The sequence below is a fragment of the Bradyrhizobium sp. AZCC 2262 genome (assembly GCF_036924535.1).
GTDB lineage: Bacteria > Pseudomonadota > Alphaproteobacteria > Rhizobiales > Xanthobacteraceae > Bradyrhizobium.
This window is the reverse complement of the sequence record NZ_JAZHRT010000001.1, coordinates 365349-390113: the sequence shown is the minus strand read 5'-3', so window position 1 is coordinate 390113 and position 24765 is coordinate 365349. Positions and strand designations below refer to the sequence as shown.

Below are 24765 nucleotides of genomic sequence, written 5' to 3'. Positions count from 1 at the left end.
CTGCATCGTCGGTTGGCAAGAAGTATTGAATGATTGGGGAGCGCCCATCGGCGGGCAGAGGATCATCGACTATGACGATCGAGGATTTCTCATATTCAAGACACGTGCCAACACCGGACCCGTATTTTTTCGGACGCGACGCTCGGCTTCAGCCGATGAATCGGTAATTGGCGACAGTTGTGCGCGCACGGATGCCCAAAAAATCACCCGTTTGGGCCATCCATTGTGCACAACACGAATGCTTAACCATCGCCCGGCGTCAATTTGCCCGCGGAGATGGCACTACGCGGATAAGCGGCCTTTCAGGCGCGCTTTACCGCTAATATTCGGCACCGCACAATAAAACACCACACTGCACGTTCGAGCGGCTGTTTTTGCCAACAAACGGAGCATCAGCCGCATTCGCGGCAGCTTGTTCGCGCGTTGCAAGGTACTGCAACTATTCGCAAAGTGACGCGCTGGGTTTTCTGGCACACGAATTGCTGACGTTTGTGACTGAGAGCGTATGTCTCAACGACGAGACGACCTCTCGCTTTCAAAAATTCAATCTCTTGTGCCGAGATCACCGCGCTTGCGCGGTGTCACGCGCCGATGTTCGAGGCTGCTCGATGAAGTTTGCTGAATTCAAGAAGGCTGGTCACTGGCCCACGCTGCTCGCGGCCTTCCTCTATTTCGACATAAGCTTCATGGCTTGGGTCGCGCTCGGTCCGTTGATCGTCTACATCGTGCGCGACATGAACCTTGCCGTCGACGAGAAGTTCACGCTTGTCGCCATCCCGGTTCTGGCCGGCGCGTTGCTGCGGGTGCCGATGGGCTTTCTCGCCGATCTGTTCGGCGCCAAACGAACCGGAATTATCGCACAACTCGTCGTCATCGCCGCGACGGCATGGGTTTGCTACTTCGGCCTCCCGACCAAGCTGTCGGTGGAGGTCTTTGGTCTCGCGCTCGGCATCGGCGGCGCCTCGTTCGCGGTTGCGCTGCCGCAGGCGAGCCGCTGGTATCCGCCGCAATATCAGGGCGTGGTGATGGGGATCGCCGGCGCCGGCAATATGGGTGTCGTGCTCGACACGATGTTCGCGCCGTCGATCGCCGAACATTGGGGCTGGCAAGCCGTGTTCGGCGTGCTGCTCGTTCCGATGCTGCTGATCCTCGCCTACTACGCCTATGCCGCCAAGGATGCGCCCGGAGAACGGAAACCGATTTCGCTAAAGGCTTATGGCACGTTGCTGCGCGATCCCGACAGCCGCTGGTTCATGTTCTTCTACTTCATCACCTTCGGTGGTTTCGTCGGACTGGCCAACGCGTTGCCGCTGTATTTCAGCGTGCAGTATCACGTATCAGGCGTTGCGGCCGGCCTGCTGGTTTCCCTGATCGTCGCCTTCGGTTCGGGTTTCCGCCCGGTCGGTGGCCTGCTCGCCGACCGCATCGGCGGCATCCGCTCGTTGTCGATGTTTTTTGGGGTCGTCGTGGGGGCCTATCTTGTCATCGCCTTCATGCCGGAGGGACCGGCTGCTCCGGCGCCTGCGGGTTGGGCGCTCACCGAGATGCCGCGGATCGCCTGGGTGTCAGTGTTGCTGTTCTCGATCGGAGTCCTCGCGCTCGGCATGGGTAACGGCGCCGTGTTTCAGCTCATCCCGCTGCGCTTCCGTCAGGAGATCGGCCTCATGACCGGCATGGTCGGCTGCGCCGGCGGCATCGGCGGCTTCTTCCTTGCCAAAGCGCTCGGCGTCGCCAAGGGAATGACGGGCGGTTTCGGCGCGGGCTTCCTGTTTTTCGGCCTGCTGGCGTTGCTTGGTTTCCTGGGACTTGCCATGGTCAAGGTGCGCTGGCGCACCACATGGGGCGCCGCATCGGGAGCGCGGGTCTGACGACGCGCGCTGCCATAGCGTTTTCGAGCGAAGTGGTTACCGGTTCGCGTGAAGAAAACGCGTCAATAGTAAAGCCTTGACAGGCCGCGCGGGTGACGATCGGTTCGCAACGAAATCTCGGGGTTCGCGTCGGCTTCGTCAGCGAGACCGGCAAGCGCTCGGCTAATGAGGATTACGTCGGGACCTGCCTCGGCCGGTCCGGTGTGACCAACCGCGACATTGTCGCCGCGGTCGCCGACGGCGTCGGTGGACACAAGGGCGGACGGGAAGCCGCCGAACTCGCGGTTCGATGCTTCATCGACGCCTATTATTCCCTCCCCGAAACGCTCGGCGTGCGCCGCCGCGCCTCGCGTTCGCTGGAAGCCGCCAATAGCTGGATCTACACGCAAGGCCGCACCGACCTGCAGCTCAGCGGCATGAGCTGCGCCTTTTCCTCGATCATCCTGTCGCAGCGGCAGTGCCACGTCATTCATATCGGCGACACCCGCGCCTATCGCCTGAGCGAGGGCCGCCTGGAGCGGCTGACCACGGACCACATCGCCGGCCGCGGCGATCTCGCCCATCTGCTCAACCGCGCCATCGGGTTCGAGGATTTTGCCCGCTTCGACTACGCGACCGTCGGGCTGCGCCAGCACGACAGGCTCCTGATCTGCAGCGACGGCGTTCATGGCGTGCTGGCCGATCACCGGCTCCAGGTGCTGTTGAGCGAGCGCACCTCCCCGGAAGAATCCGCGCGCGCCCTCGTCGACGCCGCACTGGATGCAGGCTCCAGCGACAACATGACTGCGCTGGTGCTGGACGTCGTCGACCTGCCGCCCGCCGACCGCGACGAACTCACCCACTCGATCGCGACGCTTCCGATTCTTGATTTGCCCGAAACCGACGCCGTCATCGACGATTTCACGCTCGGCGAAATATTGTCGGACGGTCGCTACAGCCGGCTGTTCAAGGCGATCGACAAGCGGCAGGGCCGCGAGCTCGTGCTGAAGTTTCCGCATCCGCGCGTGGCCAGCGAGGGCTCCTATCGCCTCGCCTTTGTCCGCGAGGCGTGGGTCGCGGCCCGCGTGCGAAGCCTGTGGATCGGAGAAATCATCGAACTGCCTGCCGAACGGCAGACCCGCCTCTATTCGGTGATGCCGCTTTACGAAGGCGAGACGCTGGAACAGCGGCTCAACCGTTCTCCGCAGCTTTCGCTGTCCGAAGGTATCGGGATTGCGACCAAGCTAGCGCGCGCCGTTGCGACCCTGCACCGCGCCGGCATCATCCACCGCGACATCAAGCCCGACAACGTGATCCTGCTGAAGGCCGGCGGATTGCGGCTGGTTGACCTCGGCGTTGCGCGCGTGCCGCTGCTCGAGGATTTTCCGGCCGAGGATATTCCGGGCACGGCGAGCTACATGGCGCCGGAGCTGTTCGGCGGGCGGCCCGGCGACGAGTTTTCCGATCTCTATGCGCTCGGCGTCACCGTGTACCGGACGTTCACCGCCGCCTACCCCTATGGCGAGATCGAGCCATTCTCGCGGCCCCGCTTCGGCAAGCCCGCTTCCCTCTCCCGCTATCGCCCCGACCTGCCGGCCTGGCTGGACGCGGTGGTCGGCAAGGCGCTCAACGTCGATCCGGCGCAACGCTACGGCGATGTCATCGAGTTCTCGCACGAGCTCGAGAACGGCGCGATGTGGGCGAAGCCGGCCATCGCGTCACGGCGCTCACTCTATGAGCGCGATCCGCTCGTTTTCTGGAAGAGCCTGTCCGCGGGCCTGATCGTGCTCGTCATCCTGCTTCTGGCATGGTTGGTACATCATTAGCCCGATGCTCGGTGGGAGCGTCGGGCCATGTCACGTCAGCGAAGCAAACTGTGTTGGCTTCGCGATCTGGCTCACACGCCGGTCTGGGTGATGAACTTGGTGTTGAAATACCCGTCCATCGCCTCGGTGCCGCCCTCCGAGCCATAGCCGGAATCCTTCACGCCACCGAACGGCACTTCCGGCAAGGCAAGACCAAAGCTGTTGATCGAGACCATGCCGGCTTCGATCGCGGCGCCGATCGCGGTCGCGGTCTTGGTCGAACTGGTGAAGGCGTAGGACGCCAGGCCGAACGGCAAGCGATTGGCTTCCTCGGCCACCTCGTCGAAGGTCGAGAAGCGCGAGATCAACGCCAGCGGGCCGAACGGCTCCTCGTTCATGGCGCGTGCATCCTTCGGCACGTCGCTGACTACCGTTGGCTCGTAGAAATAGCCCTTGTTGCCGACGCGGTGGCCGCCGGTCTCGAGTTTTGCTCCTCTGCCCACCGCATCCTGCACCATGCCTTCGATGGCGGTGACGCGGCGCGGATTGGCGAGCGAGCCCATCTTCGAATCCGGATCGAGGCCGCTGCCGACCTTCATCGACTTGGCTCCCTCGACGAACTTGTCGACGAACTCGCGGAACACGTCGTCCTGCACCAGCATGCGGGTCGGCGAGATGCAGACCTGGCCGGCATTGCGGTACTTCGCCGCCGCCAGAATCTTCGCCGCCGAGGATACGTCGGCGTCCTTGAACACGATGGCCGGCGCATGGCCGCCCAGCTCCATCGTGGCGCGCTTCATGTGCAGGCCCGCCAGTGCGGAGAGCTGTTTGCCCACAACCGTCGATCCGGTGAAGGAGATCTTCCGGATCACCGGATGCGGAATGAGATATTCCGAAATCTCCGATGGCACGCCATAGACCAGGTTGATGACGCCGTCGGGCACGCCCGCATCGACGAACGCCCTGATCAGTTGCGCAGGCGACGCCGGCGTTTCCTCAGGCGCCTTGACGATGATCGAGCAGCCCGCCGCGAGGCCCGCAGAGAGCTTGCGCACGACCTGGTTGATCGGGAAATTCCACGGCGTGAAGGCCGCAACCGGGCCGACCGGCTCCTTGACCGCGATCTGGTAGATGCCGGGGCCGCGCGCCGGGATGACCCGGCCATAGGCGCGCTTGGCTTCCTCGGCGAACCACTCGATGACGTCGGCGGCGGCCATGGCTTCCATCTTGGCCTCGGCCAGCGTCTTGCCCTGCTCCATCGTCAACAGCGGCGCGATCCCGTCATTGCGCTCGCGCATGATTTGGGCCGCCTTGCGCATGATCCTGCAGCGCTCGAACGGCGCCACTGCGCGCCAGACCTTGAAACCCTTGGCCGCCGCTTCCAGCGCCTCGTCGAGATCGGCGCGGTCCGCATGCGCGACGGTGCCGATGGTTTCCTCTGTCGCCGGATTGAGCACGGCGATCGTCCTGCCCGATTGGCTCGGCCGCCATTTGCCGTTGATGAACAATTGCGTATCGGAATATGCCACGAGACTTGCTCCCTCTTTTATTGTCGCCGGACGGCGAAATCGGCCGGCTGAAAGTCAGGCGCCTTTATGATCGAAGCCCGGCCAGATTGCAAAGCCGATTCAACCGGGTACGGCCCTGCGACCGGCGCAGAGCGCTTGCGATACGCCTCGACTCCGCCGCAGACTGACCTTTAACTTCAGGAGAAGACATCATGGCGACATACGACGCCGCCCGAAGCTTGCATGGCAGCAACTATCCAGACCTAACAATTGGCCCCACTTGGTAGCGTTCGTGGCTTGCTGAACGAGATCACCCTGATCGACAGTGACGTGCCTTCAGCAGGAACCTGCTCGCATCGGTAGCGCCTGCCGCCATCACCATGATGGCAGTCTCTGCAACTGCTGCTCAGACCGTCCTTCTGACGTAAGGTCGGGAGAGCTGACCGTCGGCAGAGCCAGACTACCCTGACTGCCATCATTCAAGGGAGACGGTTCGTGCTCCGTTCCGATAGTCGCTCGCGACCGGCGCACCGTGCTCTCAATCTCGCCTCGGGTAATCCCGAGGTCGCGAAGCATGTGATCGTTCATGCCGGCGAGTTCTTCGATGGCGTGACGAGCTGCCCATTCGGCTTCGATCGCCGTCTTCACTGTTTTGAGGATCGCGAGGAATCGATTGATGGCACGTCGTGCGATCCGGCCCGGTTGCGACCGGCGCCGCGCCGGAGCGCTGATGCCACGGGCCTCATGGAACGATCGTTGCGAATGCATTTCCATTGACTTTTCTCCCTGGTCCTTCGGTTCCGATACAGAACGCTGTTAGCGCGAGACCTGTCTCGTAAAGGCAGCCGGCAACGCCGCGTCGCCATCCCCGCGCCGCATGAGGGTCGGCCAGCCTTTCGGCTGCGGCGAGTGGATGGAATGCGCTGTCCCATGCAGAGGCGGCCCAACGAGCTTCGTGCCGTAGCGGGCCGCGATGGCCGTGATCTTGTCGACGTCGTCGACACCCGCCGCCGTTCTGAATAGTCCTTCGATCTGTCCTGGTGAAAAAATCACCAACATGCGGAGCGGCGTATCCGATGAATTGCACCAAGCATGCGGCACTCCCCTCCTGACAGTAACGCTTGTGCCGGCGGGTGCGTCCCATCTCCGGTCGCCGTTGGCGATGTCAAGCATGCCTTCGACCACGATGAAATGCTCCTCCTCCTTGCTGTGAATGTGCAACGGCACGCCGTTGCCGGGATCCGCAACGATCTCAAGCACCGAATAAGCCCCCATGGTCTGCGCGGAAGAGACGCGGATCTTGAACCGTTCGCCCGGCGTGACTTGCTGCCACTCACCACGGTCCTGATTGGGGGTGAGGCGAACTTCAGCGATTTTCGGTGTCGTCATTTGGAGTCTCTGTTCTGTTGGTGAAGCCAGTTGATGAGCGGCGACCGCTCGCTTGGCGGTTACTCTGCAGCCATCGCGCGTCGGCTGGTCGGAAGCGGGAAGGCCGAGAGTTGGCCGCGGAGCCCACGCAAGGTGTTTTCGATAGGAACGACGGAGCTTCCATGGCAGCAGGTACTGATTGAATCGGGTTCGGCCTGACTTCGTGCCGCCTCAACTCAAGCGAATGACGGCCATCCACGGTCGCAACAGTCATACGAGAGATGTGCGCGGCATCGAACGCCGCCGCCGAGCTCGTGCACGTCGCGGCGATTGCCAGTCTGGCGAGTAAATGAACAGCTGTCCGGCGCACGGTGATCCGAGACGAGGCCACCGAACGCCCGCGTATCGAGGCGAGGTCAAACAGGAGGCGTTGACGCGCCGATCGCGACGGCAGGCGTGATATCGGATATGCTGGCAATTTGAAATTCTCCGCGAGTTGATGCGGAGAATTTGCCGGCTATCCACTACAGCATTATCTCTGACACGAGAAATGGGATTACCGCTGTAGTCCCGACCGCCGCACTTTCGTCATCTTTGGACTGGCTGCGCCGAAGTTGCAAAGACGTATCCGCTCGCGCGCTCGGTTCGGATCACGTGCGGCGCACTCGGATCAATCAGGGCACCGAGAACCGATTTACGACAGCAGTCGCGGCCTTACCGGGCTGGTAAGGCAACGTGACAAGGCGCCGGCCAATTCTGCGGACGTCAACGGATGATGGACAACTTCCGAAACGCCGGAAGTTGCCAGCAATTGCGCGTCGAGATCCCGTGCCGAAGTCGTCGCCAGAACGATCGGCAGGTTGGGGACGAGCTCACGCAACGTGGTCGCAAAATCGAGCGCCAGGCTCGCGCCGGGTTGGTGGCACAGGAGCGCAGCGTCGAAGCGCGCGCGCACGGCACAGGCTTCCGCGGCTTCCTCCGCCCCCGTGAAACCGACCGGCTCATAACCAAGAGCGGCCAGAATTTCCTCATGCCGCAGCAGGCGTCCGCGGTCGGTTTCAAGCACCAGTACCGTTTCGCCAACGCCGCGACCGGACGTACCTGATGCATGTTGAACAAGGATCGGCTGATGCGACGAGACAGACGGAAGCCAGATGTCGAAACGCGTCCCTGCCCCGACGGTGCTGTTGACCTGCAAAGCGCCGCTATGTTCCCGTACGATCTCGCGCGCGGTCGCAAGCCCAAGACCGTTTCCGTGATAACGCGTCGTAAAGAACGGCTCGAAGATCCGCTCCAGCGTCCCTTCGTCCATCCCCCGCCCGGAATCGGATATTGAAACCACGACGAAGCGGCCGGGATTGATTTCGAACTGGGTAATCCTCCTGGCCTCCCTGATCTCGCATGTCTTGATCTCGATCTGGATGACACCTGGTTTGTCCATCGCCTGGGCTGCATTGTTGCAGATGTTCAGGATGACCTGATGCAGCTGCGCTGGCTCGGCTGAAACCACCGCTGCTTCCGCGGATTCGCTCACCTTGACTTCGACATGGGCCGGCAACGAAGGCGCGAGCAGCGATTTCGCTTCCGCGACCAGCGTCTTGATGCAGACGTGCTCCCGCCTTCCCTCGCGGCGGCGTCCGAATGTAAGGATTTGATCGACCAGATCCCGCGCCCGCTCCGCGCCGCGCCGGATCGCGGTCAGATTGTGCTGCGGCCGGGCTTCGGCGTCGAGATGCTCCTCCACCATCTCGGTATGGCCGAGGATGCCGGCCAGTATATTGTTGAAGTTGTGGGCAATACCGCTGCTGAAGGTGCCCACCGTTTCCATGCGGCGAGCCCGTTGCAGATGCATTTCCAGCCGTGCGCGTTCCTGTTCCATGGAGTCGCGCTCCAGCGCATAGACGATCGTATCGAGCGCCATTCGCAGCAGGCTGAGTTCGCCGGCGGCGGTCATACGACAGGGTCGACCGATCGCGTCGAACCCGAGGGCGACGGTGGTACCGTCCTTGTTGACATTCGTCGCGCATGCCCATCCACCCAGACCAAGGGCGACACAAATCTCCTTGCTCTCTCCAACCGGCAGGCGATCGACGCGCGGAACATGGATCGTTCCATCGACGCTGGGGTTGAACCGGGCCGCAAGCGCAGGCGCACGGTTCGGCCAGCCGGGCGAAAAGCGCGTGCCCGGTTTGCACCAGACGTGTTGCCGCGGCGCTGCGCCGGTCGATACAAAATAGGCGCGGTCACAGCCGATGCATTCAGCCATATCGGCGAGAGCCTGTGCGACCTCGTCGTCAATATTATGCGGCTGCGCGTTGATGAAGCGCATCGATATGCCCGCAATCACATGCTCGAACGCGGCACGCCGCTGCAGGGCGATCGCGCGTGCCCGCAATTGCAGCCCGAGAAATACCAGCGCACCGAGCAGCAGCAGTGACGTGGCGTAAAGCAGAACACGATAGTGCCGCGCCGACGCGCGCGCGGCGAGCTGACGCTTCATGATCAACGCGCGCACCGCATCCTGCTCACGCGTGGTCGCCGCGGCCATCAGCGCCTTTAGCGCGGCATCGGTTAGCGGCAACAGGTCATGCAGCAGCCCACCATGCGCGATCGCCGCCTGTATCGAGGCGGTATCGCCACCAGGGTCTGGCAAGGCCGCCAACTGCTCCAATCGATCCTTGACCTCGCGCGCGGCGGCCGGCGACGTATCGAGCGTGAGGTGCAGCATGGCGGCGGAGAGCGTGGTGGCGGCCGCAACCACCTGCGTGCGGTCCGAGGCGGCTAGACGCGCGCTGAATATGCCGAAATAGAGGAAGGAATTCCTTAGCAGCGCGTTCCTGCTCTTGAACTGTTCGACCAGAGTTTGCTGCCGATTCGCCCCTGCAGCGAGAATGTCGATTGCGGCGCTCTCCTCGACGTCCGAACCCGCGGCTCTGCGCAATCGATGGACGGACCCATCATACGCGTCGGTCAGGCGTGCCAGCGCATCGTAGTTTCGCGACAAGCCGGCGCGCGCCGTCAATACTTCACGATTCAAGGCACGCTCGAACCTGGAAAACTGATCGAGCGCCTCGATCTGCTCGTCGAAGCGTGTCGAATTCAGGTTCAAGCCGCTCAGCAGCAACCAGGTCAGCAGCAGGAGAAGAAACGACACCACAACGACGACAGGCGTCATCTTCATGGCGCACCTCCTACCGGAACGCCGCGGTATTTTCCGGTCAAGGTCCCGAGATAGGCAACGAGTGCACTTACCTGTCGGTCGGTCAGCGTAGAATTCAACTGCGCCACGCCCATCCTGCGAACGGCCTCGTCGAGGGTTGCGGCGCTGCCGTCATGAAAATAGGGCGGCGTGGTCGCAACGTTGCGCAGACTGGGCACGCGCAGAATTTCCGGCTTTGGCGACGCCAGCGGGTGGAATATTCCGTGCCGCTGAAAAAGATTGCCACCAATGTTCACGCCCTGGTGACAGGAGACGCAACCCAGGGATTTGAACAGGCGATATCCGTCCTGCTCTTCCGCAGACAGGGCGCCGGCGTCCCCTGCGAGCCAGCGGTCGAACCGGCTGCCTGGCGTAATCAAGGTTCGCTGGAAGGTTGCGAGGGCATCGACGACATTCTCGGCGTCGGGACGGCGGCCGTAGGCCGCCACGAATTCGCGGCGCAGCCCGGAATCGGCGTCGAGCTTTTCCACAATCTCGGCGAGATCGGCGCCCATGATCTGAGGATTTTGCAAGGAGGCTTTGGCATCCGACTCGATAGCGCGGATCTTTCCCTCCCAACCAAAGCGAAAGCTGAGTGCGGCGTTGAAGACGGTCAGCGTGTTGAGCGGAAGGCTTGAGCCATCGAGACCCTTGTCGTGGCTCTCTTTGCTTGCGCCATTCGTGTTGAGGTCGTGGCACGAGGCGCAACTGCGCAAATTGTTGCGAGACAGGCGATGATCTCCGAACAGCCGCTCGCCAAGCCTGACTTTCAAGGCGTTGATCGGTCGAGGCTCGGGAACGGGGGTGATGGGTTCGTCGGAGATGATGCTGTTCGCTTCCTGCGGCTGCACAAGCTGCTGCGGCATTGCCGAAGAGAGCAACAGGCCGCCCGGGATCAAGATGCAGATCATCAGGATCCGGCGCCAATGGTGGGCGGGCCCAGCCATACCGCCTCTTCCGCGTAGGGTCAGGTGAGACAAAGGATTTCCGCTCAACGTAATTGCACTCAGACTGGCCCCGCCGCCCCGCACCCTGAATATGGGGACTGCCTATTGATTGTGAAGTTCACGCGAAGGCGGCCCCCCGCGCCGCGAGGGACCGCCTTCGTGATCTTGCCGATGGCAAGATTAGCCATCCCGGCCATTTCTCACGATCTGCTCGATCTGCGAACGATGAGGAAATCCCATGTCCCGCAGCATCCGGTCGTCATAATCCGCCACCGCCGTGATAGTCTCATTGATCTCGCGCTCGCGACGCCACTTTGCCCACCGGCTTGCGATGGCGCGCCAGATCATGGATAGCCAGCCGGGATGGACAAACCGGTATCGGTCGGCCGCCCGCGCCGCAGCGTCCCTCGTGGATAGAATGCCCGATCCAAATGCTATTCGATCGACGGCGTCCTCGCTCTCCAGCACCGCCGTCTCCGCACGCGCAGCGGACGAAACGAGCGAAATGGATTTTCGTCGTTTGCGCCAGGAGCGCTCCGACGGCCGCAGAGCACCAACCTCGCTGGTGATCGCCGTGACCGCACTCGTCGCAAGCCCGTGCATCGAAGCTCCGTAGAGGGCAAATCCTTCGAGGAAAAGCCAATACACCGACAGTCCGATCGCGTCCGGCTGCGCCATCGCGGGCCACGTCTCCGGGTGTAAATTTGTTTCCGCTCTGGAAATCTCCGCGACCGGCGTCAATCGTTCGACGGGAATGTCACGTCTATCGCGTGGCGCAGCGCGCGAGACTTGTTCCTGGCTGCTCTGACGCCTGACGGCGGCGATCGCCGATTGAGAATTCAACATCGGATACTCCGACAGATTGCTGATGAAGGAAGGACATTGCTGCGGACCCGGCCCGCACGTCGAGTGCTGCCGCCGAGTTGGTGCAGGCTGCCGTGATCGCCAGTCTGGCAACCACATGAACGAGAAGACGCACCGTCAGCCTCGAGTCCCGGCCGAAGACGGCGCTCCGCGCGGACGTCCTGGAGACGATGGCGATCCGGAAAGACCGCGCAAAGCCGCCGAAGACGACAACCGGCAGGCGACCGCTGAAGACAATGGAAAGAATTTTCGTTTCGACATGAGATTCTCCGTGAACTGATACGGAGACTCTGATATCCGCCAGTTACGCGATCATCACCTGCGCGGACAATGTCGTTACAACCGTAACCTGGCGCCGCCACATTTTGATCAATGTTCAGAACGGTTCGACCGCGAGCGTGAAAATGTAGCCGACGCCGCGCTCGGTCTGGATCACCCGCGGCGCACTCGGATTGACCTCGAGCTTGCGCCGCAGCCGCAGCACTTGAACATCGATGCTTCGGTCAAAAATATCCTCGTGTATCCGCGTAGCCTGCAACAAATTCTCCCGCGACAGCGGCCGTTGCGGCGCTTCGAGAAAGGCCAGTAGCAACGCATACTCGCCTTTGCTCAGCGCTACCGGCGTCCCATTGGGGTCGAGCAGTCTGCGGTTGCGCCGCTCAAGCTGCCAGCCGTCGAATCTGTATCCACCTCGTTCCGGCTCGTGGGCGCGGGCGACCCGCCCCATCTCCTGCCGCCTCAAAACGGCACGGACCCGGGCGAGCAGTTCTCTGAGGCTGAACGGCTTGACGATATAGTCGTCCGCGCCGAGTTCGAGGCCGACGATGCGATCGATCTCGTCGGGGCGATGGCCGGTCGTAATGATGACAGGAACATCCGAATGAGAGCGAATTTCCCGCAACATATCCAGCCCATCCTCCTGGCCGAGCCGGAGATCCAGAATAATCAGGCTGGGAATGGCCCCGGTCAGATGGCGATTAAGTTCTGTCCGGTTGGAGGCCGGCTTGGTCGGTATATTGTGATCCTCCAGATATCTGATCACCATTTGCCGCAACGAGGGGTCATCATCAACGACAACGATATGGCCAACATCCGCGAGCATGAATTGATCTCTCAACTTTTCTTGTTACTAGTCGTGTTGCAATTCGCATTTCGATGGGCAAATGGTGCCCGAGGGGCCGGGGCCATGCTGATCTTGTCTAGGACGTCCGAAATTGGACGTCGCGTGCCAAGGGCGCACTGTTTCCTGCACCAGCGCGCACAGGACTGTCACCGTTGTCCTGTCCGGCATATGCACCCGGCGAATGGCCAAACCGCTTCTGGAATCTCCGCGCGAAATGCGCATAGTCGCGAAAGCCGCAGGCGTAGGCGATCTCGCTGAGAGGCTGGCCGGAGTCCGTGAATGTCCGCCGTTGGAGAAGATGTGCCGCATGGTCCAGGCGATGCGAATAGATGAATTCGTTGCATGTCGTGCCGCGCTCGGTGAAAAGCTTCTGGACATATCGCAGCGAAATCCCCGTTTCGCTGGCCACCTCGGCGGGCCCGAAATCCGGATCTGGAAGACCGTCCTTGACCACGCCGCAGATGCGCGCGAATAGCTTGTCCCCGGAGCGTGAGATGGGCCGCGGGTCAGTCGGAGCAAACAGCGCGCCGACGAGGTCATAGACGGCCAACTGCATGTAGAAACCGGCGGACGATGACGCGGCTTCCATATCGGCATTCCGAATGAGGTCGAAGAGCAGACGGCTGGCGCGCGTTCTTTGTCTGCCAACACCACCTTGCGGCTCGAACCCGAAGTGAGACCGCACCGATTTTCGCGGCAGCCGAAGCGTCAGCCAGTGTGGGCTACTATACCGGGAGAGATATGTCACCGGCCGCGCCGCATCGACGAGCGCAACGTCGCCTACAGCGAGTTGTGCCGCTTGATCGATCTGGGTCATTGCAGTCTGCCCAGCGACTTGGAAGATCAGGAGATAATGATCCGCGCCATCGCAGCGAACATCCCGGTAGCTCCGCTCTACCCGGTGATCAGAGCAACCGGGGGCCGTGGACTCCCAACTGATCTTTACCGAAGTTGCCTCAAGCCCGCATGCATTGAAGGGACGCATCCAACCGGCAAAGGCGTTGGGCGTCGTGACCTCGACGTCGCGCCCGCAATTCGATCGGAGTAAAGCTCTCCACGCCTCGAAGTCCAGGAGGGGTGTCGTGCCAACATCGTCGCTCTGAGGCATTATTATTGTCTCCGTTTTGGAGCACTTTTGTCCAGCGACGGTATCTATGGCTTCCGGTCAAAACTGTCTGTGACCTGAGAGGGTGAGGTCTCGGGGACGTGATGAATTGTGATCAGAATGCTTACGCCGAATCTGTAACGCTATATGCATCCTATGCAGCATAGCATATGCATGACACATCATATGCTGCTCTCACCGAGCAAAGGCTGTGTCGTGGAAGTGGGGCTGAAGGTCTACCGCAGTCCCATCGGTCAAAATTGCAAAAAATTGAAGCATATCGACCGAACGGTTTCTTTGCTGCCCGACAAACTCGCCCTGATGACGCGCGGCCGCCAATTCGTTCTCGCTCGGCTGCCGTGAACTGTCACCGCCTGTCAAATCCTCGGCGATGGCTTGCGCCATCGCTTCGATGTGGCCGCAAGTCGAGTGGTACTCCTATTCGGCGGCCAAGACGCGCTGACCGGCCGGCAGCGGAATGGCTGAGTTGAAAGTATTGTCCGGATCGTAGTGCTGCTTGGCCTTGATGAGCCGCTCGGCATTGCCACCGTAGCTCCTTGCTGCGCGCTCAACCTCGCCTTTGCCGAGCATATTCGGATATCCACCGGGAAGCGCGAGGCCATCAAAGGCCCGACGCGCGGCTTGCACCCACCGTCGATGCCAGTGCTCCTCACGCCGTTCTGACCGATCGGTGAAGGATGCGAGGATCTCGACCAGCACATGGTCGCGGCGAAGGCCGAAGGCGGTCGCCGCCATTGGCACGCGCGAGGCGGCGCCGCGAAACTCATGGGTGATGATGGCGCAGCCCGGTGAAGCCGCATTCGCCATCGCCCGAATGAAGGCGTCGATACCCTGGCGATCGAGCCTGGGAAGCCAGCACGTCTCCATCAATACGCGTTGTCCGGTCGCAAGAAATGGATCGAATATTGCGAGCGAAGTGCCATAGGTTGTCGCGGCCAACGTGCTGACGACGAGCGTTCCGAGGCCAAGGAACGGCGCCAGCCGCGCCTCCCCTTGCTCCGACAGTCCGCACCACGTCGGCACGACCATGACCAGCGGAACGCCATCAGGACCACCAACCAACCCGAATTGAACCGTCAGTTCTTCGGGCGCGGTCGCGATGATGTCGAGGCAACCTTCGAGAACGGCTCTGGCTTCGGCGAACGGGAACAGCAGCATGCCTGAGCGGACGCCGGGCAGATAGTGCGTGCGGTGCTGCATCGCGGTCACCACGCCAAAATTGCCACCACCGCCGCGCAACGCCCAGAACAATTCCTGTTCGTTGTCGGGGCTCGCGGTGACGATGCGCCCGTCCGCGAGCACGACCTCGGCGGCAAGCAGATTGTCGAGCGCAAGTCCGAAGCGGGCGATCAGCGATCCATAGCCGCCACCGAGCGTCAGCCCGGTCATGCCGACCGAGCTGCATGAGCCCGTCACCACCGCAAGCCCGCGCGGATCGGTCACTGCAAGAACGTCTGACGCGCGGGCGCCTCCAGATATCCGTGCGGCGCGATAGTCCGGGCTCAGCGTTACATCGTTCATCGCGGTCAGGTCGATCACGATGCCGTCGCACAACGCGCGACCGGCCCAGTCGTGACCGCCGCCACGCACTGAAAGCGAGAGATCGCTGTCGCGCGCAGCTCGGATCGCCGACTGCACGTCCTGCGCCGTGCGGCAGTGCGCGACGGCACGCGGCATCGGGCCGACCGGCTTCGCCCAGATCGCCGTCGCAGCGGCGTAGCTGTCATCGCCCGGCCTCGACAAGCGACCGGACAGCCGTTGGTCCAGCCAAAGAAACGTACCTTCGATCGGATCTGCCATCGCTCTGCTCCTCGTGATCAGGCATTGCAGTCAAATCGAGCCGGGTTACGACCGGATGGCATTCCTGATCCCGTTGGTTGCATCTGTAGTCGGTGTGAGCGCGCCAAACACCCGAGCCGTTTCGCGGTCAGGCATTGCGTCTTGTCTTCTGATGGAGCCAGGGACGTTTCAGGAATTCGGCAAATGCGTCAGGTACTGATAGACCGCGCTGAGCTCTTCATCGCTCATCCTTCCGATTGGTTGCCACGGCATTTCCTTGCCGAGTTCATGTCCGTCGGGATCAACGCCGGTGCGCATCGTGGCGATGAACTGCTCAAGCTTCCATCCCTTTACGAGATTGAGGTCGGGCCCGAGCGGCCCAAGCTGACCGGGCACGCCGCCGGTCAGCTTCGCGCCATGGCACGCGCGGCAATCCTGATACGACAGGATGTACTCGCCATACAGCAAAGTGGAGCCGGCAGACGGCGCCGTGATGGGACTGATCGATACCGGCTTTCCCGTCGGCAGCATGCCGGCGCCCAGCATCGCGATACCCAATAGATTGAGATGATCCGGCGGATTGTCGGTTGGCTTTCCGATTGCAGACAGGCTGCGGATATAGGCGATGACGGCGCGTATGTCTTCGTCGCTCAATTTTCCGGCATTGGTGTAGGACATGATGATCAGCCAGCGGCCGTTCGGATCGACGCTGTTGCGGATGGCCCGAAAGATGTCGCCATCAGACCAGTTGCTCACTTGCCCGACGGGTGTCAGGTTGGAGGACACGAACGAACCGATGGGCATGGGAAAGTGCTCGCCGATGTCGAGGCCTCCCGTGAGCGTGCCGGTCTTTGAGTGGCAAGCGCTGCAGAAACCGTCCGAGATCGCCTTTCCGCGCTGAATCTGCTCAGGCGTGCCTTCTACGTTTGTAACTGTCGCCGGGGCACTGCGGGCATGCAGCTTGAACAGCCCGTTCGCCGTGATCAGGCTTATCAAGGTGACGATGGCAGACAGTAGCGTCGCCAGGCCTGTACCGCCCCACTTTATGAAACCATTCTTCGTCCGCCAGACGCGAAGGCCCGACCAGGCGAGCAGTGCGGCGACCATCATCAATGTCGCCAAGGCGAACAATTCAAACATGGTACGTTCCTATGGGCGTCGAGCAGAATAAAATTGGAAAGCATCAGCCGCGGTCATCCGCAGGCGCGCAAATTGGCGACGCCCACGAAAGACCTAAAGCTGGAAAAAATGCGAAGCGGTTACGACGCCGGGCTTTTTGCGTTACAGCCGTAACGTAACCGCAGCAGCCATGCCGGAAGCCTAACGGCTGCCGACACGCCGACGGCGACTGATCACTGTCGTGGCGTCCTCCGCGACCGCTTCTTTCGACGCATGCGCGAGTTCGCCGATGATCCGAAGAATTTCCGCTCGGGTGTCGATCCCGCTGAATTCGTCAGCCATCGATGATGCCCGCATGCGATAGGCCGGACGATCGAGCACGGTGCGGACGGCTTCGCGCAGCGCCTGCGGCGTCGGCTCGTTGGTCGCGAGATCGATCCCGATGCCAGACCAGGCAACGCGTGCGTTCACGTCAGCCTTGTCCTCCGTCAGCCCTGCGGTGACGAGGGGAATGCCAAAGCTCATCGCCTGATTGACGCTGCCATAACCGCCGTTGGTGACGAACACGTCGACCTTGGGCAGCATCCATTCGAACGGCAGATACTGCGCGAGGCGCGCGTTGGCGGGGATTGGGCCAGGGATGGCCTCGACGGGACGGCCGCCTGCCGTGGCAACCACAAGCAAATCAGGCTCATTGGCGAGCGCCGCCAGCGTCGGTCCAACCAGCAGACCGAAATTGTGATTGGCCAATGTTCCCTGCGTCACCAGCACCACCTTGCGCGAGCCGTCGAGTTCGTGAGCCCAGGGCGGCAGCGGCGCCTGATCCGGAATGATCGGAGGCCGGCCGACGAAGCGCACCGAGGCTGGAAAGGCGCGTGGAAACTCGAAGCTCGGCACGGTCAGCTGCAGATAGGCATCGGCGAGTTCGACGACGGAATCGAACATGGGCATCGACAGCGGCCCGACACCCATGGTCTGCAACGACCTGTTGAGGCGATCGGCCACCGGCTGATAGAGCTGTTCGTCATGCTCACGATAGACCACCGCGTAGTCGTCACGCTGCGCCTGCGTGGTTGCAGGTGCCAGCCCGACAAAATGCGGCGCGCCATCGTCGCGGCGCCAGTGCAGGAACGATGTGCCGCAGAGCGCGATGGGCGGCCGTTTCGCCTGCGGGCCGAGCAACATCGGCAATACCCCGAACAGCATGTCGTCGCCGATAATGATGTCGGCCGGGAAATCTTTCAGCGCCTGCTGAATGCCCTTGTGCTGAGCTGGAATGGCATCGATGAACACCCGCTCCATGGCGACGCGGATCCATTCCAGCCCCGGAGGAATGGTTTTCAATTCGGGAGCCACCGTTGCGAAGTCACGCAGATCGAAGTCGGCACCGGCCGGAAGCGCGTAAAACGTTGCGCCGATGCGTTCGATGGGGTTGCGCAGCGCGCTGCCCGACAGGAAGGCGATCTCGTGACCTTCGTCGATCAGGAAGCGTGCAATCGCAAGCAGCGGATTGAGATGGCCGGTGGCCGGGGTCGAAGCGAGGAGAATTTTCATGTGACCTGTCACTCTCATTTGTGAAACCGTCGACCCGTCGGAGGCGTCCGAAAGGTTGGCTCAAGCAAAGAACAGGTTGCCGCTTCGCGGTTACGCTGCGACTTCGAAGACCACGCCAAATGGTTACGGCTGTAATGCACGACGTGGTCTTGCGCCGCCGTTCGTCACTCGCGCCGCCGTCAACTCAACAGCCGCGGCAGATGGTGAGTTTGCGATCGACTGCGGCGTCCTCCTCAGTGAGGTGCTCGAGATCGCTGGGGTTTTGTGACGGCACGTCGCGCACATGCGGTTGGCGGTGGCCGATCGGCGCCTCGCCCACCAATCGCACGCCCTGTTTCAATGAAGGAGGAGCCGTCGCAGTGGTGAGGGATCCGGCGGACGATCTCGCCGTTCCCACCGTCTGCGCCATGGCCCCGCGGCTGCCAAGCAAAGACAATACAGCGACGATCTTGATCACGTTTCGCATATCCATCTCCCGAAATCTGCGCGCGTCGCTGGATGCAACGCGACCGACGTGTGGTCCTCGGTGCTGACCTTGCGAAGGTGAGATTACGAGCTGATGTTGCGGGGACGCTGAAAGCATACAAACGTAACATAGGCTGACACGACCGAACCCTTCGCCGCGTTTGTGAACGGCTCGGCGGATCTCCGGCAGTTCTCCATGGTCAGGACGTACACTCTGATCGCAGGCATCCTCCTGAACGAGTTCTCGGATCTCAAGCGGTGGTCGGATCATCCAAAACGCCGGAGATCGGGCGTCGATCGCAATGCGATCACCTTCGCGTGCGAATTCGGAATCAAGACCGTAGGCCTTATGAGGCGCGAAGAGCCCGTAGCGGATTTGCAGGCGGCGGGTGGCGACGTAGTGCTGATCGATGCGCCGGCCAACGGAGCGGCATAGCGCTTTAGCAAGATGCTTTCAGCGGATGCTGTTTGCATGAGCCTGCCGCTTGAGGCGCTCTCCAAGCTTGCACGCCAAACTAGACTTACAAACTTCGAAAGAAAGACGAGGCCGCACGCGCCTTGACAGATGGTCGGCGATCTAGGATGTTATGTTATAACATTGCATGTGCCGTTCAGATGCCCAATCCCAAGCGTCACCCTACCCCCTTGAAAAGGCTCTTCGATCTCCATGCAAAAACTTCCCGTCACCGTCTTGTCCGGCTTCCTCGGGGCTGGAAAGACCACTTTGCTGAACCACGTCCTGAACAATCGGCACGGCCTGAAGGTGGCGGTGATCGTCAACGACATGAGCGAGGTGAACATCGATGCCGACCTGGTCCGCGATGGTGGTGCGAATCTCTCCCGGACTGATGAAAAACTCGTCGAGATGACGAACGGCTGCATCTGCTGCACGTTGCGCGACGATCTCTTGAAGGAGGTGCGCGCTCTCGCGGAGAGTGGTCGCTTCGATTATTTGCTGATTGAGTCGACCGGCATCGCCGAGCCGCTCCCGGTGGCAGCTACATTCGATTTTCGTTCCGAAGCCGGCGAAAGCCTCGCCGACGTGGCGCGTCTCGACACCATGGTGACCGTCGTCGATGCGGTGAATTTGCTCAAGTATTACTCGTCGACCGACTTTCCCGGGGAACATGGCGAGGCGCTCGATAATGACAAACGCACGCTGGTCGATCTGCTCGTCGAGCAGATCGAGTTCGCCGACGTGATCGTTCTCAACAAGGTCGACGATGCCTCGCTGGAGGAGTGCGACGCGGCGCGAAAAATCATCCGTTCGCTCAATCCGGAGGCGGAGCTCATTGAGGCCAACCACGGACGAGTTGCCTTCGATCGCGTTCTCGATACCGGCCGTTTCGACTTCGAAAAGGCTCAGCAGCATCCACTCTGGTACAAGGAGCTTTACGGCTTCGCCGATCATGTGCCGGAAACGGAAGAATACGGCGTGAAGAACTTCGTCTATCGCGCGCGCCGACCATTTGACCCAGGCAAGTTCGATAAGTTCATCAAGGCCCCTTGGCCCGGTGTCATTCGCGCCAAGGGGCACTTCTGGCTCGCGACCCGGCCGCAATGGCTCGGTGAAATCAGCCAGGCGGGTTCGCTCATTCGCACCCAGGCCCTTGGTTTCTGGTGGGCCAGCGTGCCGGCGGCACGATGGCCGGATGATCCTTTTTGGCGAAAGAAACTTCGCCAAAACTGGAACAGCATCTATGGCGATCGCCGCCAGGAAATCGTGTTCATCGGTACTGGCATGGACGAAGGCTCGATCCGCGCCCGCTTGGACGCGTGTCTCGTACCGGGAAAAGCTGCTATGGACGTCGCGGAATGGGCTAAGCTCGCAGACCCGTTTCCGATATGGCGGCGCGCGCAAGAAGCAGCCTAGCGGGAGCGCACATGGGCGACATCATTCGACTTGTCCCAAAATCTGAGCTTGAGCGGATTCGTTTAATTCAGGAAGCTCGCGCGATATACGACAGCATATTCCCGCCAACTGCTTTGGTCAGCAAGCAGCCATATGGTCGCCCCACACAGAGCACGCAACCGCGCGCATCAGATCCGATTCCCCTCAGGAAATTTGCGGTCGAAAGCGAATGATGAAATCCTTTGGGTTCTGAGAAGAAAGGTTTCTCAAAATGCGTTGCGATGGCGAATGGATGTGAGCGTAAAGGATCTATCGCCACCTTGCCAAAATTTGGGTTTCATAGGAATAGGCAAATGGGCCTTCGAAGCCTGGGCACAACTTGATTGCTAAGGCCGGCGCTGGATCAATAGGACAAGTAGATCGGTCCGCTCTCGGCGCTGTCCATGGCCGTAATCGGCAATACTTGCGGCGTACTCCATCGCGGGCAGTCGGGGGTTCAAGTCGGTGGAACGTCTCGAGCCCCCGACGCTGCGATTGTGATTTTCGTTTCGTAATGCTGCGCGGTCGTCTGACCTTCGTTCTCTCCCCGAATTGACGACGGCAACGACAAACGGATCGCCCTTAGTGTACCGACGAACTTTTTGGCTATGCCAATTGGATTCTTACTGCATTCCATAATCGCTCATTCCGCGAATTGCGCTTCCGGCAAACGGCCGCTTCGCGAAATTAGCGGCTTACCGCGAAGCCCAACGGTCAGTACGTCATCTCGCCGGAGATGGGACCGGCCTTCGTCGAGACGCTGCCGGTCGGGAAGTTTCACGGCATCGGGCCGACAACCGCTGCCAAATTCAACGCCTTGGAGATCTGGACAGGCCTCGACATCCGCCACTCCCTCGCCTTTCTTCAGGAAAACTTCGGCAAATCCGGTACCTACTCTGCGCGAAACGCATAAGGCGAGGCTCATGGCCGCTTCTGCGCGAAGCGGTGATCGCGGGCGTCTCTCGCGGCCGAGCCCCCGAAATAACCGGGCATGAAGAGCGTCAAGCCAGAACAGTGCTCAACAGCCTCATCGATGCTGGGTATCTGGTTTCAGAAACAACGCGAAGCAATGTAAGGCTCGGCCTCCCCATCAAGGCCGCGGATCGTTGGTTTCCACGCTTCTACGTCGTGGCCGCTTAAAAGTTGGTACACCCTAGGGGAAAAACTTGATTCGGCTTGGAGAAGCGCCCGCACCTTCACGACCACCAATCTGTCACCATGCATTAATGTCCGCTTTGCGCCCCAGAAGCGGCCCTCCCCGCGAGGTCGCGTTTTGACCCGGACCGGAAGTCGCGCTTGTGAAGGCGAAGATCGGTAAGCTCGAAATAAACAGTCTCTGAACTGCCCGTTCGGCCGACGTTCACATCAACCCGCTTAAGATCTCCACCTAGGAACTGAAGGTTAGTGAACCCATAGACGTGGTTCCCAGCGGGGGGCCCGACTCCACTCCGCCCAACAATCTACGCAGGGACACACTCACAACGGAGGAGACGTTATGAAGAAGTTTCTTATTCCGGCTGCAGCCGTAGCAATCATGACAGGCGCTGCCTACGCTCAGACGGAATTTTATGTCGTGCAAGACACCTCCACGAAGAAATGCACCATCGTGGACAAGAAGCCGACCACAACAACCACTGTCGTTGTTGGCGACGGCAAGGTGTTCAAGACGCGCACCGCAGCTGAAACCGGGATGAAGACCATCAAGGTCTGCGCGCACTAAGGGTGGCGACGGCGAGAAGCGATGACGCTCGCTCCGTCCGTTCCCATCGAAAAGTGAGAGGCCGCCGAAGCGGCCTCTATTCACCGGTACATAGCAACTGGAGGATTAGAAATGTTGAAAGCAATGCGCAACTATGCGTTCGGCGCCGCAGCGGCAACTGCTCTTTTTGTAATTCCGATCTCGGCCTTTTCCCAATCCATCGAGGTTGGACCGGGAGGCGTCCGAGTGTACGACGGTCGAGGGGGGCAATGCGAGCAATTGCGGCGTGCCTGCGAAAACAAGGACATGCTAGGGGAGCGGGGCGAAGGAAATTGCCGCAGATACCGTGAGACCTGCCAAAGACCAGTTCAGAGGGATGTGTGCGCCGAATTGAGACAAGCCTGCCTCTACAAGAACGAGTTGGGCGAACAAGGCGCAGGAAATTGCCGTAGGTATCGCGAGACTTGTAGAGGTCGCTTGTAAAGATCGTCTTGCAGGGTGGTCCGGCATTGCTCGGTACCGCCCCGCGCACCGGTCATCCCGAAGGCCGCCTCAGTTGGCGGCCTCGTTCATATCAGGCCAAGCCTGCGACGTCGCCTGTTGGCAGATTTTGTTGCAAAAGTCGGCTGTAACCGATGGACCGGTAGACCATTTCGCTGAGGACGAGCGGCTTTGATCCGCCGGCCCCGACGCTCTCTACGCAGCAAGGATAGGGAGATGCCATCAGGTCCGATCGAGGCCTCAGTCGCACGAAGGCGAGGATCCGAGTGCGGCCCGCACCGCTCTGGTACCATCGCTTACCGACACATGCCCAAACGCTGCGCGGGAGCCGGGCAGCAAGACAGCGGCAGGCTGCCAAGCGCACAGTGGTCGTTTACGGAGAAGCAAAACCGAAAATCGCGCGGGTAGAATATCCTCAAAGGGAACGATCGCGCGTACCCGCCCGGTACGATCCAATCGATAGGACCCGGTGAAGGTCAGAGGAGCAAGGTCCGACGCGGGCCGTCCCTCACCAGCCTTCCCCTTAACTTTTTGTTCTGGCGAACTTTTTGCTCTGGCGCTGCGCTGGTTCCGGGTGCACATTGTTCCCATCGCCGCACGGTATCGTGGCAGTTATCGGTGATGAGAACGCCGGTCGCACTCCCGCCAATCCTCAAGCGGATGGAGCAGCGTATGCCAGAGCGTCGCCGTTTTACACAGACGACTTCCGTTGAAGAACGTCTTGCTGAGGAAGCAAAGCGGCTGCGCAAGCAGGCTCAAGGCACCCCGCCGGGCATAGAGCGCGAGCGCCTTGTTCGCAGAGCCCGCCAAGCAGAGACAACTACTCGCATGACCGAGTGGCTGACCTCCCGCGGACTACAAGCACCAAAAGAAGTTTAATGGAAATGGCTATTTATCGACTATTACGAAACTCCACTATGGCGCCGGAAGAGATTAGCCGCATCACAGAGGCTTACGAGCAAAGGTTGCATACCCTCTGTGTCAGGGACCGCGACGACCCCCTGACGGAAATAATCGCGAAGACGATCATCAAGATCGCGCAATCCGGTGTTCATGACGCCGCGCAGATTTCGGCTCTGACGATCAAACAACTAGGCGTCCGATAAGGCCGCAGCCTCCTCGCGCCCCCGTTTTGGCAAAAGAAGCGGCCCCAGCGCAGGGGGCGAACTGGGGGCCGCCATTCCACCCGCCGGGTATCACGGCGTGAGCGTCCGGCGGACCGAAGCCAAGTTCCCCCACACCCGAGGAGCAACAACATGACCCCACACATCTCCGAGGAATTTTCCACCAGGTTGATCGAGAGGAGTCCCTTCGTGATCATGGGCAACACGATGCCGCCCCGAGATCCTAGTGAAGACGAAGAGGACGAGGAGGAGGAAGAGGACGAAGAGGACCGCGGCGACGAGCCGCCGGTCGTGCGCGAGCCGGACGAAGACTAGAGCATGATGCTTTTAGGATTGGGCATAGCGTGAGTTTCGGAAATAGTTGGCGCATTCGGTGGGCGTAAATGCTCGGAGGATTTCGCCGATTGTGACGCAGATGGTTTCGGCCGAACGCGCGGCGGCCTTGCGCAACAAGTGCTTGAACTTGGCGAAAACCTGTCGATCGGGTTCAGGTTCGGCGAGCGAACGGACGTCGTGGTCGCGACAGTCGATGTGCTTGTTGGCACCTTTGAGATATGCCACTGACTCAGAAATCGTCCGCTTATTGGGGGAAGATCGGAAGTGATCCGCGTGCAGTCAGACTGGTGCTTTTGGCCCGCTGGAGAACAGCCGACCTTGAGCGCGTAGGCCAAGCCGCTCCAATCATGACAACTGCATGACGCAGGAAATGCCAGAAACGTTGGCTGGTCCTCATATTCGACATAAGTAAAGGGCGGAATGCGTCTGTAGCTGGCGTATTTGAGCGCCACATTGGTGTTCTGCTCGGCGGGAAGAAACGAGACACCTCCTTTCTCGGCTTCAGTCCGG

The 24765-nt window shown here is 60.9% G+C and carries 21 protein-coding genes and 2 pseudogenes; 9 read left to right on the top strand and 14 right to left on the bottom strand.

Features of this window, described 5'->3' with window-relative positions; translation table 11 throughout:
• The first annotated feature begins 608 nt into the window (after positions 1–608).
• Together V1283_RS01830 and V1283_RS01825 are read left to right on the top strand one after the other, a co-directional pair.
• Positions 609–1868 carry an MFS transporter gene (locus V1283_RS01830; protein ID WP_334384737.1) on the top strand — a complete coding sequence of 420 codons (1260 nt, stop codon included), beginning with the start codon at positions 609–611 and terminating at the stop codon, positions 1866–1868.
• A 92-nt stretch (positions 1869–1960) separates the two neighbouring features.
• Positions 1961–3673: a protein kinase domain-containing protein gene (locus tag V1283_RS01825; RefSeq protein WP_334384736.1), complete on the top strand. Its 1713-nt coding sequence runs from the start codon at positions 1961–1963 to the stop codon at positions 3671–3673.
• A gap of 71 nt (positions 3674–3744) precedes the next feature.
• Here the strand turns inward: V1283_RS01825 and V1283_RS01820 are convergent, their stop codons facing one another.
• The 6 genes from V1283_RS01820 to V1283_RS01795 form a co-directional block, all read right to left on the bottom strand.
• Positions 3745–5181 (bottom strand): NAD-dependent succinate-semialdehyde dehydrogenase, encoded by a 1437-nt coding sequence (locus V1283_RS01820; RefSeq protein WP_334384735.1) that lies wholly within the window; start codon positions 5179–5181, stop codon positions 3745–3747.
• Positions 5182–5535: 354 nt separating this feature from the next.
• On the bottom strand, positions 5536–5934 hold the full coding sequence (locus V1283_RS01815; protein ID WP_334384734.1) for a DUF1127 domain-containing protein: 399 nt from the start codon (positions 5932–5934) through the stop codon (positions 5536–5538).
• Positions 5935–5976: 42 nt separating this feature from the next.
• Positions 5977–6549, bottom strand: coding sequence for a cupin domain-containing protein (locus V1283_RS01810; RefSeq protein WP_334384733.1), 573 nt, complete (start codon positions 6547–6549; stop codon positions 5977–5979).
• A 673-nt stretch (positions 6550–7222) separates the two neighbouring features.
• Positions 7223–9709: a two-component system VirA-like sensor kinase gene (locus V1283_RS01805; RefSeq protein WP_334384732.1), complete on the bottom strand. Its 2487-nt coding sequence runs from the start codon at positions 9707–9709 to the stop codon at positions 7223–7225.
• Positions 9706–10674 (bottom strand): cytochrome-c peroxidase, encoded by a 969-nt coding sequence (locus tag V1283_RS01800; protein WP_334384731.1) that lies wholly within the window; start codon positions 10672–10674, stop codon positions 9706–9708. Before V1283_RS01800 ends, V1283_RS01805 begins: the two co-directional genes overlap by 4 nt.
• A gap of 180 nt (positions 10675–10854) precedes the next feature.
• Positions 10855–11352, bottom strand: a complete 498-nt coding sequence (locus V1283_RS01795) for a DUF1127 domain-containing protein (protein WP_334384730.1) — start codon at positions 11350–11352, stop codon at positions 10855–10857.
• Positions 11353–11635: 283 nt separating this feature from the next.
• On the opposite strand from V1283_RS01795, the gene V1283_RS01790 reads away from it, so the two are divergent.
• Positions 11636–11818, top strand: a complete 183-nt coding sequence (locus V1283_RS01790; protein WP_334384729.1) for a hypothetical protein — start codon at positions 11636–11638, stop codon at positions 11816–11818.
• A gap of 96 nt (positions 11819–11914) precedes the next feature.
• Here the strand turns inward: V1283_RS01790 and V1283_RS01785 are convergent, their stop codons facing one another.
• The 7 genes from V1283_RS01785 to V1283_RS01755 form a co-directional block, all read right to left on the bottom strand.
• Positions 11915–12640 carry a response regulator gene (locus V1283_RS01785; RefSeq protein WP_334384728.1) on the bottom strand — a complete coding sequence of 242 codons (726 nt, stop codon included), beginning with the start codon at positions 12638–12640 and terminating at the stop codon, positions 11915–11917.
• Positions 12641–12737: 97 nt separating this feature from the next.
• A complete protein-coding gene (locus tag V1283_RS01780) occupies positions 12738–13769 on the bottom strand; it encodes a helix-turn-helix domain-containing protein (RefSeq protein WP_334384727.1) in 1032 nt (343 codons plus the stop codon).
• A gap of 192 nt (positions 13770–13961) precedes the next feature.
• Complete coding sequence (locus V1283_RS01775) at positions 13962–14171, bottom strand: hypothetical protein (RefSeq protein ID WP_334384726.1); 210 nt, start codon at positions 14169–14171, stop codon at positions 13962–13964.
• Between the two features lie 33 nt (positions 14172–14204).
• Positions 14205–15587: an FAD-binding oxidoreductase gene (locus V1283_RS01770; protein WP_334384725.1), complete on the bottom strand. Its 1383-nt coding sequence runs from the start codon at positions 15585–15587 to the stop codon at positions 14205–14207.
• Between the two features lie 168 nt (positions 15588–15755).
• A complete protein-coding gene (locus V1283_RS01765) occupies positions 15756–16706 on the bottom strand; it encodes a cytochrome c (RefSeq protein WP_334384724.1) in 951 nt (316 codons plus the stop codon).
• 180 nt (positions 16707–16886) lie between these two features.
• On the bottom strand, positions 16887–18239 hold the full coding sequence (locus V1283_RS01760; protein ID WP_334384723.1) for a glycosyltransferase: 1353 nt from the start codon (positions 18237–18239) through the stop codon (positions 16887–16889).
• A 184-nt stretch (positions 18240–18423) separates the two neighbouring features.
• Positions 18424–18705: a hypothetical protein gene (locus V1283_RS01755; protein ID WP_334384722.1), complete on the bottom strand. Its 282-nt coding sequence runs from the start codon at positions 18703–18705 to the stop codon at positions 18424–18426.
• 195 nt (positions 18706–18900) lie between these two features.
• Here V1283_RS01755 and V1283_RS01750 point away from each other — a divergent pair, with 195 nt between their 5' ends.
• The 6 genes and pseudogenes from V1283_RS01750 (at position 18901) to V1283_RS01725 (ending at position 24234) form a co-directional block, all read left to right on the top strand.
• Positions 18901–19140, top strand: coding sequence for a hypothetical protein (locus V1283_RS01750; protein WP_334384721.1), 240 nt, complete (start codon positions 18901–18903; stop codon positions 19138–19140).
• Between the two features lie 231 nt (positions 19141–19371).
• Positions 19372–20577: a zinc metallochaperone GTPase ZigA gene (gene zigA / locus V1283_RS01745; protein ID WP_334384720.1), complete on the top strand. Its 1206-nt coding sequence runs from the start codon at positions 19372–19374 to the stop codon at positions 20575–20577.
• An 11-nt stretch (positions 20578–20588) separates the two neighbouring features.
• Positions 20589–20789, top strand: coding sequence for a hypothetical protein (locus V1283_RS01740; RefSeq protein ID WP_334384719.1), 201 nt, complete (start codon positions 20589–20591; stop codon positions 20787–20789).
• Positions 20790–21298: 509 nt separating this feature from the next.
• A pseudogene (locus V1283_RS01735) lies at positions 21299–21490 on the top strand (DNA polymerase IV); the annotation flags it as partial.
• Positions 21491–22090: 600 nt separating this feature from the next.
• Positions 22091–22315, top strand: a complete 225-nt coding sequence (locus tag V1283_RS01730; protein ID WP_334384718.1) for a hypothetical protein — start codon at positions 22091–22093, stop codon at positions 22313–22315.
• Positions 22316–24051: 1736 nt separating this feature from the next.
• Positions 24052–24234 carry a hypothetical protein gene (locus V1283_RS01725; protein ID WP_334384717.1) on the top strand — a complete coding sequence of 61 codons (183 nt, stop codon included), beginning with the start codon at positions 24052–24054 and terminating at the stop codon, positions 24232–24234.
• A gap of 12 nt (positions 24235–24246) precedes the next feature.
• On the opposite strand, the pseudogene V1283_RS01720 reads toward V1283_RS01725, so the two are convergent.
• Positions 24247–24419 (bottom strand): annotated as a pseudogene (locus V1283_RS01720) (IS630 family transposase); the annotation flags it as partial.
• Between the last annotated feature and the right edge of the window lie 346 nt (positions 24420–24765).